General features: G+C 73.6%; 9 protein-coding genes and 1 pseudogene. 7 read left to right on the plus strand and 3 right to left on the minus strand.

What is annotated here, in order from left to right; genetic code table 11:
- Positions 1-25: 25 nt before the first annotated feature.
- Entirely contained in the window at positions 26-1,909 is a 1,884-nt protein-coding gene (locus EUA93_RS03560) for an ABC transporter transmembrane domain-containing protein (RefSeq protein ID WP_129398784.1), read from the plus strand.
- On the plus strand, positions 1,906-3,840 hold the full coding sequence (locus tag EUA93_RS03565; RefSeq protein WP_129398786.1) for an ABC transporter ATP-binding protein: 1,935 nt from the start codon (positions 1,906-1,908) through the stop codon (positions 3,838-3,840). The genes EUA93_RS03560 and EUA93_RS03565 overlap by 4 nt, the downstream gene beginning before the upstream one ends.
- A 24-nt stretch (positions 3,841-3,864) precedes the next feature.
- Here the strand turns inward: EUA93_RS03565 and EUA93_RS03570 are convergent, their stop codons facing one another.
- Together EUA93_RS03570 and EUA93_RS03575 are read right to left on the minus strand one after the other, a co-directional pair.
- The gene (locus EUA93_RS03570; RefSeq protein WP_207208596.1) at positions 3,865-5,112 is read right to left on the minus strand and encodes a multidrug effflux MFS transporter; all 1,248 of its coding nucleotides are present in this window, start codon (positions 5,110-5,112) and stop codon (positions 3,865-3,867) included.
- Positions 5,113-5,155: 43 nt separating this feature from the next.
- On the minus strand, positions 5,156-6,379 hold the full coding sequence (locus tag EUA93_RS03575) for a homogentisate 1,2-dioxygenase (protein WP_129398788.1): 1,224 nt from the start codon (positions 6,377-6,379) through the stop codon (positions 5,156-5,158).
- Between the two features lie 65 nt (positions 6,380-6,444).
- On the opposite strand from EUA93_RS03575, the gene EUA93_RS21750 reads away from it, so the two are divergent.
- From EUA93_RS21750 to EUA93_RS03590, 3 genes are all read left to right on the plus strand, one after another.
- The gene (locus EUA93_RS21750) at positions 6,445-7,281 is read left to right on the plus strand and encodes a hypothetical protein (RefSeq protein ID WP_207208597.1); all 837 of its coding nucleotides are present in this window, start codon (positions 6,445-6,447) and stop codon (positions 7,279-7,281) included.
- The gene (gene fahA / locus EUA93_RS03585) at positions 7,278-8,492 is read left to right on the plus strand and encodes a fumarylacetoacetase (RefSeq protein ID WP_338036338.1); all 1,215 of its coding nucleotides are present in this window, start codon (positions 7,278-7,280) and stop codon (positions 8,490-8,492) included. Before EUA93_RS21750 ends, fahA begins: the two co-directional genes overlap by 4 nt.
- A gap of 64 nt (positions 8,493-8,556) precedes the next feature.
- Positions 8,557-9,750 carry a glycosyltransferase gene (locus EUA93_RS03590; protein ID WP_129398789.1) on the plus strand — a complete coding sequence of 398 codons (1,194 nt, stop codon included), beginning with the start codon at positions 8,557-8,559 and terminating at the stop codon, positions 9,748-9,750.
- Here the strand turns inward: EUA93_RS03590 and mptB are convergent.
- Positions 9,750-11,096: pseudogene (gene mptB, locus EUA93_RS21905) on the minus strand (polyprenol phosphomannose-dependent alpha 1,6 mannosyltransferase MptB); the annotation flags it as partial. The gene EUA93_RS03590 and the pseudogene mptB overlap by 1 nt on opposite strands.
- 103 nt (positions 11,097-11,199) lie before the next feature.
- Here mptB and EUA93_RS03595 point away from each other — a divergent pair.
- Positions 11,200-12,108: a metallophosphoesterase gene (locus EUA93_RS03595; protein WP_129398791.1), complete on the plus strand. Its 909-nt coding sequence runs from the start codon at positions 11,200-11,202 to the stop codon at positions 12,106-12,108.
- A gap of 22 nt (positions 12,109-12,130) precedes the next feature.
- Positions 12,131-12,811 carry a histidine phosphatase family protein gene (locus EUA93_RS03600; protein WP_129398793.1) on the plus strand — a complete coding sequence of 227 codons (681 nt, stop codon included), beginning with the start codon at positions 12,131-12,133 and terminating at the stop codon, positions 12,809-12,811.
- The last annotated feature ends 56 nt before the right edge of the window (positions 12,812-12,867 follow it).

The following is a 12,867-nucleotide window of genomic DNA, read 5'->3' on the forward strand; positions in this document are numbered from 1 at the left end:
TCCCGCCGCCTAGGGTCGTCACGTCATGCAGGACTTCCCTCCCCGGATCGCGACGTTCTTCACCGGAACCGACGACGCACCCACACCGGACCCCGACACCCGGTCGCCGTCGGCGTTCCTCCGCTGGGTCCTGGGGCAGCAGAAGGCCCTGATCGCGCTGTCGTCGCTGTGCTACGCGCTCTGGTTCCTGCCGATGACGCTCGGGCCGTGGATCTTCGGCCGGGCCGTCGACCAGGGCATCGTCGGTGGATCGGTGCCCGCCCTGCTCGGCTGGGCGGCGCTGCTCCTCGGCGTGGTCGTGGTCGGTGCGGTCTTCGGGGTCGTCTCCCACACGCTCGTGGTCCGCAGCTGGCTCGTCGGCCTCTACGGCACCCTCGAGATGGTCACCCGCAAGGTGGCGCAGATGGGGCACGTGCTGCCCCGGCGCTCCCCCACCGGCGAGGTGCTCAGCGTCGCGTCGAGCGACTCCGACGAGTTCGGCGCCCTCACCGAGATCGTGGCGCGCACGGCCGGCCAGCTGGCGTCGTACCTCACCGTGGCGTTCATCGTGCTGACGATGTCGTGGCAGCTCGGCGTGCTCACGCTGGTGGCCGCACCCGTCCTGGTCGGCGCCGCGCTGCCGCTGCTGCGCCCCCTCCACCGGCGCCAGGAGATCGAGCGCTCCCGCACCTCCGACCTGACCTCGCTGGCCACCGACATCGTGGCCGGGCTGCGGATCCTGCGCGGCATCGGCGGCGAGCAGACCTTCGGCGCCAACTACGACCGGCAGTCGCAGTCGGCGCGCCGGGCCGGAGTCGCGGCGGGCGTGTGGCAGGCGGTGGTCGAGGCCGTCGGCGTCCTGCTCTCCGGCGTCTTCCTGGTCGCGCTCGTCTGGCTGGGCACCCGGCAGGTCCAGGCGGGCGCGCTCACCGTCGGCGAGCTGATCACCTTCCTCGGCTACGGCCTGTTCATGGTCGGCCCGATCCGGACCTTCTTCGAGTTCGCGCAGAAGACGACCCGCGCCCTCGTGAGCGCGCGCAAGGCGATCGCGACCTTCGAGCAGCGACCCCCGTGGCGCGACCCTGCGGAGCCGGTGGTCCTCGACGGCACCGCCGGCCTCCACGACGACGCCAGCGGGCTCGACGTACGTCCGGGGGTGCTGACCGTCGTGGTCAGCGCCGTGCCGGAGCAGAGCGCCGCCCTGGCCGACCGCCTCGGTCGCTACCTGCCGGCCGACACCGAGCCCGCCCCCGCCGAGGACGAGGAGGGCGTGAAGGGCCGGGCCGCACGACGTGCCCGCGCCGCCCGGGCGCAGGAGCGCGCCCGCATCGCCGCCCTGGACGAGGAGCGGGCCACACGTGCGTGGGGCGTCACGCTGGGCGGGGTCGACCTGGCCAGCGCCCGCCTCGCCGACGTACGCCGCCAGGTGCTCGTGAGCGACACCGGCAGCCAGGTCTTCGCGGGGACCCTCCAGGACGCGATCGACCCGCACGGCCGGCTCACCCGTGAGCAGGCCGAGCACGCGCTGCGGGTCGCCAACGCCGAGGACGTGTACGACGCCCTCCCGGAGGGCTGGCAGGGACAGCTCGACGAGCGCGGTCGCGGGCTCTCCGGGGGCCAGCGCCAGCGCGTCGTCCTGGCCCGCGCGGTCGCCGCCGACCCGCCGGTCCTCGTCCTGGTCGAGCCCACCTCCGCCGTCGACGCGCACACCGAGGCCCGGGTGGCCGAGCGCGTCGCCCAGACCCGCAGCGGGCGCACGACCGTCGTCACGACGGTGTCGCCGCTGTGGCTGCACCACGCGGACCACGTCGTGCTGCTCCACGACGGCACGGTCGTGGCCGAGGGCACCCACCCGGACCTGCTCGCGGGCAACGACGACTACCGGCACGTGGTCGCCCGCGCCCTCGACGACGAGGAGGTGGCTCGGTGACCTCGACGGCACCCGACCTCCTGGCCACCTCGGCGCAGACCTGGCGCGACCGGTCGGCCGACCCGCCGGTGGTCCCGGACGAGCTGCGCCCGCCGACCGACGGCGGCGTCCGTGCCCGCAACCGGGCCCTGTGGCAGCGCCACGACCTGCGCCGCCAGCGGGCCGAGGACGTCTACCTCGCCTCGCGCAACCCCGTCCGCGGCTGGCCCGTGTCGGGGAACCGGGCGGTGCTGGCCTTCTTCGGCGACCTGGTGCGCAGCCGCAGGCGGAGCTTCGTCCTGCTGGTCGTGCTCAACGCGCTGGCCGCCGGGTCCGCCCTCGTCGTGCCCCGCCTGCTCGGCGAGCTGGTCAACCGCGTCCAGTCGCAGGGCACCGGCGTCACCGGGCTCGACTCGCTCGCGCTCACCGTGGTCGGGGTCGTGGTGCTGCAAGCGCTCTTCACCTTCGCCGCCCAGCGAACCTCGACGTACTTCGGCCAGGACCTGCTCGCCTCGGCCCGCGAGTACGTCGTCGGCACGATCCTGCGCCTGCCCGTCGGGCGGGTCGAGAGCGCGAGCACCGGCGACCTGGTCACCCGCGTCACCCGCGACGTCGGCACCATGGCGCGCTCGGTGCAGTGGGGGGTGCCGCGGCTGCTGATCTCGCTGCTGACGGTCGTGCTCTCGGTCGTCGCGATGCTGCTCAACTCGCTCGTGCTCGCGCTGCCGGCCCTGCTCGTCTTCGCGCTCTGCACGCCCGCGGTCCGCACCTACCTGCGACGCGCACCCAAGGCGTACATCACCGAGGGGGCGACGTACTCCCGGATCAACACCACCCTCACCGAGACCGTCGAGGGCGCCCGCACCGTCGAGGCGCTGGGCCTGTCCGCCGGGCGGGTGCGCGCCGGCGAGGACGACATCGAGGTCTCGTCGCAGGCCGAGCGCTACAGCATGACCCTGCGCAACGTGCTCTTCGCCGCGTTGAACGGGGCCTTCCAGGTGCCCCAGGTCGTCACCCTCGTCGTCGGCGCCTACGGCTACAGCCGGGGCTGGGTCGACCTCGGGCAGATCACCGCCGCGATGCTGTACGTCGTCGCGCTGGGCGAGCCGCTCGACGCCGTGATCGGGGAGGTCGACCGCCTCCAGGTGGGCGCCGCGTCGACCAGCCGCCTGCTCGGCATCGCCGAGGTGCCGCCGGACCGCGAGCCCGGCGACCGGCTCCCCGACGGCGCCGAGCTGGTGGCTGCGGACCTGCGCTTCGCCTACCGCGAGGGCCACGACGTGCTGCACGGCGTGGACCTCCGGCTGGGCACCGGCGAGCGGCTGGCCGTGGTCGGTCCCAGCGGGTCGGGCAAGTCGACCCTCGGACGGCTGCTGGCCGGCATCAACCGGCCGCGCACCGGCTCGGCCCGCGTCGGCGGGGTCGACCTCGTCGACCTGCCGCTGGAGGTGCTGCGGACCGAGGTCGCGCTGGTCACCCAGGAGCACCACGTCTTCATCGGCACCGTGCGCGACAACATCGTGCTGGCCCGCGAGGACTCCTCCGACGACGCCGTCCGCGACGCGCTGCGCGCCGTCGGTTCCCTGGCGTGGGTCGAGCGCCTGCCCGACGGCCTCGACACGATGATCGGCTCGGGCCGCTTCGCCCTCACCCCGGCGCAGGCCCAGCAGGTGGCGCTGGCGCGGCTCATCATCGCCGACCCGCACACCCTCGTGCTCGACGAGGCGACCTCGCTCATCGACCCGCGCACCGCCCGCACCCTCGAGGGCTCGATGAACAACCTGCTCACCGGGCGCACGGTCGTGGCCATCGCGCACCGGCTGCACACCGCGCACGACGCCGACCGGATCGCGGTCGTGATGGACGGGCGGATCGTCGAGCTCGGCAGCCACGACGAGCTGATCGCGCTCGACGGGGAGTACGCCGACCTCTGGCGGGCCTGGACCTCCTGACGGAGATCCATCGGCCACCGCGTCCTATCCCGAGGTGGCGAGCGTGTGGGCTCGGCGCAGGGCGAGCCGGTTCCAGGTCCAGAAGCCCCAGCCGAGCAGCACGCACCCGGCGGCGGCGATCGCGAAGCCGAGCACCGACCGGCCGGCGTACGGCGCCAGCACGGCGGCGCTGATCGCGTTGAAGACGAGCGTGACGAAGGACGACGCCGACATCACCGCGCCGCGGCGCGCGGGCACGAGGTCGAGCATCAGGAGCTGGATGTTCGGGAAGGCCAGGCCGTTGCCGAACGCCACGAGCGAGATGCCGACGACCGCCCAAGGCAGCACCTCACCGGCCGGCGTGAGGGCGACGACGATGCCGACGACGGCGCCGACCGTGCTGACCGCGTAGCCCACGGTGACCAGCTCCGAGCTGGTGACGCTGCGCCCGAAGCGGCCGCTGGCGACCGACCCGATCACCATGCCGCCGATCATCGGGACGAAGAGCTTCCAGAAGTCGAGCTCGCCCTCGCCGAGCAGGTCGACCACGAAGATCGAGGCGCCGCCGATGTAGAGGAACTGCGCGCCGAAGACGAGCGTCGCGGCCCAGGTCATCCGGTGGAAGGCCGGCACCCGCGCGACCTCGCCGAGGCCGCGGAAGATCTCGCCGACGCGGAGCGGCACGCGCCGCTCGGGCGGGTGGCTCTCCGGCAGGAGGGCGACCGACAGCACGATCAGCAGCACGGCCATCAGGGCCATGAACCAGAAGACCGTCTCCCACGGTCCGACCTGGATCAGCAGCCCGCCGATGATCGGGGCGATGGCGGGCGCCACGCCGAAGATCACCGCGACCTGGCTCATCATCCGCTGGGCCTGCGGGCCGTCGAACAGGTCGCGGATCACCGTGCGGCTGACGATCGTCGAGCCGCCGGCGGCGAGACCCTGCACGACCCGGCCGACGAGCAGCAGCTCGAGGGTCGGCGCGAACGCGCACGCGACCGACGCGACGGCGTACACCACGAGCGAGCCCATGATCACCGGACGACGACCGATCGCGTCGGACAGCGGACCATGGAACAGGCTCATCGTCGCGAAGGCCAGCATGTAGGCGGTGACGACGAGCTGGAGCTCGTGCGAGGGGACGTCGAGCGCCTCGCCCATCTGCGTGAACGCCGGGAACGGCGTGTCGATGCTGAACGGCCCGATCATCGACAGGAGCGCGAGGACGACGGGGATCAGCACGACCGCCCGGGAGGCGACCGCCCGGTCCTGGGAGGAGTCGGTGGCGGTCACCTCGAAAGTCTAGTCGCGGACATGGGTTAGCCCGCGGCCGGTCTCAGCTGTTGCTGAACACCGCGTCGTCGCCGCCCTGCGGCCCGCGACCGGCCCACGTCCAGGCATAGGCCGGGTCCTCGACCGCGCGACCGCCCTCGCCGAGCTCGAGCGGCGCGAACGTGTCGACCATGACGGCCGACTCGTCGAAGTAGTGCACGCCCAGGCTCGCCTCGATCGCGCTCGGCTGCGGACCGTGCGCGTGGCCACCGGGGTGCAGGCTGATCGAGCCGAGGCCGATCCCCGAGCCCTTCCGCGCCTCGTAGTCGCCGCCGACGTAGAACATGACCTCGTCGGAGTCGACGTTGGAGTGGTAGTACGGCACCGGGATCGCGAGGTCGTGGTAGTCGACCTTGCGGGGCAGGAAGTTGCAGATCACGAAGTTCCAGCCCTCGAAGACCTGGTGCACCGGCGGCGGCTGGTGGACCTTGCCGGTGATCGGCATGTAGTCCTCGATGTTGAACGTGTAGGGGTAGAGGCAGCCGTCCCAGCCGACGACATCGAAGGGGTGGGTGGCGTACGTCATCCGCGTGCCGACGATGCCCGCGCTGGTGCGGTGCTTGACCAGCACCTCGACGTCGGTGCCCTCGGCCCGGAAGGTCTCGGCCGGGCCGTGCAGGTCGCGCTCGCAGTAGGGCGCGTGCTCGAGCAGCTGTCCGAAGCGGGAGAGGTAGCGCTTGGGCGGGTGGATGTGGCTGTTGGCCTCGATGGCGTAGAGCCGCGACGGCTCGGCCGGCACCCAGCGGTGGTCGGTCGCGCGCGGCACGACCACGTAGTCGCCGGCGCGGTAGGGCACGACCCCGAAGACGGTCTCGACGGTGCCGGTGCCCGACTCGACGAAGACGCACTCGTCGCCGATGGCGTTGCGGTAGAGCGGCGAGGGCTCCGTGCCGGTGACGACGTAGGTGATCCGGACGTCGTTGTTGCCGAGCACCAGGCGGCGACCCTCGACCGGGCAGGCCCCTCCCCCGGAGTCGGGGAAGTCGAGGTCGTGCAGCCTGAGGTGGCGTGGCTTGAGCGGGTGGTTGGGCGTGCGCGACTGGTCGGGCAGCTCCCAGACCTCGCTGTTGGTGATCGCGCTGGGCACGCCGCGGCGGTAGAGCAGCGACGAGTCGGACGAGAAGCCCTCCTCGCCCATCAGCTCCTCGCGGTAGAGGTGGCCGTCGTCGTCGCGCAGCTGGGTGTGGCGCTGGCGGGGCAGCCGTCCGAGTGCTCGGTAGTGGGCCATCCTGACCTCTCCGTCATCCGATTATCGGACACAAGTGTCCGCTATCTGGTGGCTAGAGTAGACCCGTGGCTCCCCCTGACGCACCTGTCCGTCCCGACCCGCTCCCGGAGGCCTGGCGCTCGCTCGTCGACGACGCCGCGATCTTCCCGCCCGGGAACGCGCCCCTCCACGACGCCACGGCGGCGTTCGGCGCGCGCCGGGAGGAGTGGTACGCCGACCTCGTCGGCAGCTTCGTGCTCCGCGACACCGACCTCCCGCTCGTGCGCGGGTTCGGCGCCCCGCTGTCGGTGGTGGTGACCGGCGGCGCGGGCCAGCTCGCCGGACCGCTGGGAGCGGCCGCTCGCCTCGGCCTCGAGGTCGCGGCCGTCGAGATCGCGGTCCGTGACGTCGACGACCCGGTCGGCAACGTACGACGGATCGACGCCGCCGCCCGTGCCGCCGACCTCGACGTGCCGATCTTCATCGAGCTCCCCGGGCCGGCGAGCGCCGCCTGGCTCGCGGCGGCCGACGAGGTCGCCGCCTACGACCACCGGCTGAAGCTGCGCCTGGGCAACGTCGACCACGACCTCGTCCCGGACGCCCCGACGGTCGCGACCTGGATCGACGCGGCGCTCGACCGCGAGGTCAGGTTCAAGGCGACGGCCGGGCTGCACCGCGCGGTCCGCCACGAGCCCGAGGGCGGCGGCGCGCACGGCTTCCTCAACGTGCTGGTCGCGACCCAGGTGCTCTGGGACGGCGGTTCCGTCGCCGACGCGACCGACGCCCTGGAGCAGCGCGACGGCGCCGCACTGGCGGCGACCGACCTCCCGAGCGCCCGGAGGTGGTTCACCTCCTTCGGGTCGTGCTCGGTGACCGAGCCGCTCGACGACCTCATCTCCCTCGGACTGCTGGAGGCACCGTGACCACGCTGACGACCTGGGTCGAGGGAGCCGCCGGCTCCGGCTTCGACGTCGACCACCTCCCCTACGGCGTCTTCGCGCGCTCCGGCGAGCGCCCGCGCGTCGCGGTCCGGATCGGCGACCAGGTCCTCGACCTGAGCGTCGTCGCGGCCGCCGACATGGTCGACACCCACGCCCTCTTCGACCAGCCGACGCTCAACCCGTTCATGGCGGCCGGCCCCGAGGTCTGGGCGTCGACCCGCGCGTGGGTCACCGGGCTGCTGACCGGCGAGGCCGAGCGCGACCTGGTCGAGCCGGCGCTGGCGCACGTGGACTCGGTGACGATGCGGCTGCCGTTCACCGTCGGCGACTACGTCGACTTCTACGCCTCCGAGCACCACGCCTCCAACGTCGGCCGCATCTTCCGGCCCGACCAGGAGCCGCTGCTGCCGAACTGGAAGCACCTCCCGGTCGGCTACCACGGCCGCTCCGGCACGGTCGTCGTCTCGGGCACGGACATCGTCCGGCCGTCCGGCCAGCGCAAGGCGCCCACCGATGCGTCGCCGTCGTACGGCCCCTCGGGGCGGCTCGACATCGAGGCCGAGCTCGGCTTCGTCGTCGGCGTGCCCTCGGCGATGGGCGACCGGGTCGCCACGGCCGACTTCGCGCGCCACACCTTCGGCGTGGTGGGGCTCAACGACTGGTCGGCGCGCGACGTCCAGGCCTGGGAGTACGTCCCGCTCGGCCCGTTCCTCGGCAAGTCGTTCGCGACGTCGATCAGTGCCTGGGTCACGCCGCTCGCCGCCCTCGACGCGGCGTGGACCGACCTGCCCGGGCAGGACCCGGAGGTCCTCGACTACCTCCGCGTCGACGGGCCCGCGGGTCTCGACATCGAGGTCGAGGTGGTGCTCGACGGCGAGGTCGTCTCCCGACCGCCCTACCGCTCGATGTACTGGTCGCCCGCGCAGATGCTCGCCCACACGACGGTCAACGGCGCCAGCGTGCGCACCGGCGACCTCTGGGGATCGGGCACGATCTCCGGCGCCGAGCCGGGGCAGCGCGGCTCGCTGCTCGAGCTGGGCTGGGGTGGGAAGGAGCCGTTCACGGTGGCCGGGCGCGAGCGCACGTTCCTCGAGGACGGCGACGAGGTGACCCTGCGCTACACCGCACCGGGCACCGGCGGCGGGCGGATCTCGCTCGGCGAGGTGACCGGGCGGATCCTGCCGGCCCGCTGACCCGTCCCCTGAGATCCAGCCACAGGTCAGGGTCCGTTCACCTCGCTGCGCCACCGTGCGCAGCATGCGCATCGCCCAGCTGGCCAACTTCGTGGGACCCGCGTCGGGGGGCATGCGCACCGCGCTGCGCGCCTTGGGCAGCGGCTACGTCGAGGCAGGGTGCCGGCGCCTGCTCGTCGTACCCGGCCCGGAGGACGCCCGTACGTCGACCCCGCTGGGCGACGTCGTCCAGCTGCGGGCGCCGCGGGTCGGCGGCGGCTACCGGCTGATCGTCGAGCCGTGGCGGGTCACCGAGGTGCTCGAGCAGTGGGAGCCCACGTCCGTCGAGCTGAGCGACAAGCTCACCCTCCTGCCGGTCGCGCGGTGGGCGCGCCGCAACGGCGTCGGCTCCGTCCTGCTCTCGCACGAGCGGCTCGGCGACATGCTCGCCCTCCGCACCGGCCTCGACACCACGTCCAAGGTCTCGATCGGCCTGCTCAACCGGCTCCTCGTGCGCAGCGTCGACACGGTCGTGGTGACCTCGGAGTACGCCCGGCAGGAGTTCCAGGACGTCGCCGACGCGGCAGGCTGCCCCGTCGTGCGGGTGCCGCTCGGGGTCGACCTCGACACGTTCCGCCCCCACGCGCGCGGCCCGCGGCGAGGTGCCGGCGAGGAGCTTCGGCTCGTCCACGCCGGCCGGCTGTCGCGCGAGAAGAGCCCGCACCTCGCGGTCGCGACCGCGGTGGAGCTGCACCGCCGCGGCGTCCCGGTGCGGATGGACGTCTACGGCGTCGGCCCGCACCGCGACGAGCTCGAGGCGATCGCGGGCGATGCGCCCGTCCGGTTCCGGGGGTACGTCGACTCGCCCGCCCGCCTCAGCCGCGCGCTGGCCCACGCCGACGTCGCGCTCAGCGTGTGCCCGGGAGAGACGTTCGGTCTCGCCGTCCTCGAGGCCCTGGCTTCCGGGACCCCGGTGGTGACGGCAGACCGCGGCGGCGCACGCGAGCTGGTCGACGCCTCCTCGGGCGCGTGGGGAGCACCCGAGCCGGCAGCCCTGGCCGACGCGGTGCTGGAGGTCGCGGCCCGCCCGACGGCGTACCGCCGCGCAGCAGCCCGGGCGCGCGCCGAGCGCTACCCGTGGTCGGCGACGGTGGAGTCGATGCTGGCGGTCCACTCGTCGGTGGCGATGCCGGCCAGCCGCTCGCGGGCCCGCCGGGTGATCAGCAGCAGCGCGGCCGCAGCGGCCACGACCAGGGAGCCGATCACGATCGCCAGGTAGGCGCCGTGCAGCGAGGAGTCCATCGGCGCGACCAGCCCGGCGACGAGCGAGAGCGCGACCAGAGCGGCCGTCGCGGCGCGGCCCAGCCGCAGGACCGCGACGAACGGGACGAACCACAGGAAGTACCAGAGGTGGACGACCGGGCTGAGCGCCACGGTCGCGGCCATCACGAGCGCGAGCGAGCGCACCGCCTCGCCACGGTCGCCGGTCGGCCGGGTCAGGAGCACCCACGCGGTCACCGCGACGATGCCGACCTGCGCGACGAGGCGGACGAGGTCGAGGAACGTCTCGTCGGGCGTGCCGAGCCCGACGAGCTGGGAGACCAGGTCGAACCAGCCGCCCACGACCGTGGGGATGGAGAGCGGGGTGTTCACGGTGCCGGGGACCGCGAGGGCGCCGAGCCAGCCGATGCCCAGGCCCCAGGCGATCCCCGGAAGCACGAGCGCCGTCACGGCGACGACGGCGACCCGCAGCGTGTGGTGCAGGCGCACGACGACCGAGGCCGTGGCGGGCAGGGTGACCAGGACGACGGCGACGCAGACCAGGCCACCGGGGAGCTTGACGCCGGCCGCCAGGCCACCGAGGACGGCGCCCGCGGCCCAGTGGTGCTCGCGGGCGACGACCAGCGCGGCCGCCATCAGGCCCACCATCAGCAGGTCGTTGTGCAGCCCGGCGATGCCGTTGGACACCATCAGCGGCGAGGCCAGGACGAGGCAGGAGGCGAGCGCGGGGTTGGCGCCGCACCAGCGGGCCAGCCGCGGCACGGCCCAGGCGAGCAGCAGCAGCCCGACCAGCGCCATGGCCCGGTGTGCCACGACGAGCAGCCACGGGTCGGCGGTGAGGCCGGACGCCACGTCGCCGCCGATCAGCGGGACCGGGCCATAGGGCGCCGGGGTCGCCATCCACCGTGGGTCGACCCCCTCGGTGAGCGGGCCGGGGATCGAGCGCGGGCCGACCAGGCTCCAGGGGCCGTAGTCGTAGGGCGAGATCCCGCGGTGCGCGAGCATCCCCTGCGCGGCGTAGGACCAGCCGTCGCGGGAGAAGAGTGGCGGGGCGACGAGCAGCGGGAGCGACCAGAGGACGGTCGCGTTGCGGACCCGGACGAGCATGCCCGCCTGCCCGGGGCCGGCGGCGCGCGCGCAGTCGCGGCACAGGTGCAGCCAGGCGGAGGCGAGCATGCCCAGGCCGACCAGCACGACGACCAGGCCGGCCATCCGCCCCCACGGGGACCCGCGCAGCACCTGGAGCAGGTCGACCTCGGCGACGGCAGCGCTCGGCGGGATCGTCGCCACGACCAGCCCACCCAGCAGGACCAGGACGCTCCCCACGACTCCACGAGACACCACGAAGCGGACGGTAGGAGCGCTCGCCGACCGCGGGTCGACGCCCGGATGAACGCCCGGACAATCCCTTCGCCGCGCCCTTTCGCCGCACTTTAGGGTGAGTTCCGTGAGACAGCTCGGCCAGTACGCCGCCCCGCGGCACGCGATCGCCCACCTCTCCGACCCGCACCTGATCGGCGGCGGTGGGCTGCACTACGGCGTCGTGGACAACGTCGCCAACCTCCACCGTGCCCTGGAGCGCCTCGCCGCGGTGCGGCCGGTCCCGCAGGCGCTCGTCTTCACCGGCGACCTGGCCGACCAGGCCGAGCCCGACGCGTACGCCACCCTCCGCTCGATCGTCGAGCCGGCCGCGGCCGAGATGGGCGCCGTCGTGGTCTGGACGATGGGCAACCACGACGAGCGCGCGCCCTACGCCCGCGGGCTCTACGACTCCGACGACGACGGCTTCCAGGACCGCGTCCACGACGTCGACGGGCTCCGGATCATCGCCCTCGACACCAGCGTCCCGGGCTACCACCACGGGGTGCTCGAGCCCGCCCAGCTGGAGTGGCTCGCCGCCGAGCTGGCCACCCCGGCCGAGCACGGCACCCTCCTGGCCATGCACCACCCGCCCCTGCCCGTGCCGATGCTGCGGGCCGCCGAGCTGATCGAGCTGCACGACCAGCAGGCGCTGGCCGACGTCGTCACCGGCACCGACGTGCGCGGCATCCTGGCCGGTCACCTCCACCTCGCGACGTGGTCGACCTTCGCCGGCGTACCGGTCTCGGTGACCTCGGCCAGCTGCTACACCAGCGACCCGGCGCCGGTCGACCGCTTCGTCTCCGGCGTCGACGCCAACCAGGCGTTCACCATGGTGCACGCCTACGACGACCGCCTGGTGCACACCCTCGTCCCGCTCGAGCGCGGCGCGGAGGTGAGCCACGTCGGCACGGACATCACCGAGGCCCTCGAGACCGTGCCGCTCGACCAGGCCTTCGAGCTCGCCTCGTCCAAGACCTCCCAGTTCAACAACTGACCCCTCCCCGGAAAGCCCTCCCTTGCGACTCCTCCTCATGCGCCACGGCCAGACCCACGCCAACGTCTCCGGCGCGCTCGACACCGCCCACCCGGGCGTCGACCTCACCGACCTCGGTCGCGCCCAGGCCGTCGCCGCCGCCCGGGCGCTCGCCGACGAGCACCTCGACGCGATCTACGTCTCCAGCCGCGTGCGCACGCACCAGACCGCCGCCCCGACCGCCGACGAGCGCGCGCTGGTCCCGACCCAGCTCGACGGCATCGAGGAGATCGACGCCGGCGACTTCGAGATGCGCAACGACCACGACGCCGTCGCCGGCTACATCGGCACCGTCGCGACCTGGCTCGAGGGCGACCTCGCCGCCCGGATGCCCGGCGGCGAGACGGGTGAGGAGTTCCTGGCACGGTACGACGCCGCGGTGCGGCAGATCGTCGACGCCGGCCACTCGTCTGCCCTGCTGGTCAGCCACGGCGCCGCGCTCCGCACGTGGACCTCGTCGAGGATGGAGCCCGCGCCCGACGCTCCCCCGGCCACCGAACCGCTCCACAACACCGCCCTCATCGTCCTCGACGGCGACTTCGACGCCGGCTGGACCCTCGTGTCCTGGCAGGGCCACCCGGTCGGTGGTGACTACCTCGAGGACGACTCCGCTCCCGACCCCACCGGCGACCTCGACTCCGACGGGGACGGGGAGATCGGCTGACTTCTCGGGGGGTCCCCGAGAGGCCTCCTTCTGAGTAGGGTGCGCGACAGCGACCT

Origin of the sequence: Nocardioides oleivorans, from assembly GCF_004137255.1 — a bacterium.
GTDB lineage: Bacteria > Actinomycetota > Actinomycetes > Propionibacteriales > Nocardioidaceae > Nocardioides > Nocardioides oleivorans.

Excerpts from the sequence above, each read along its gene's own strand:
- EUA93_RS03560 (WP_129398784.1), top strand. The coding sequence starts at position 26 with ATGCAGGACTTCCCTCCCCGGATCGCGACGTTCTTCACCGGAACCGAC.
- EUA93_RS03575 (WP_129398788.1), bottom strand. The coding sequence starts at position 6,379 with ATGGCCCACTACCGAGCACTCGGACGGCTGCCCCGCCAGCGCCACACC.
- EUA93_RS03590 (WP_129398789.1), top strand. The coding sequence starts at position 8,557 with ATGCGCATCGCCCAGCTGGCCAACTTCGTGGGACCCGCGTCGGGGGGC.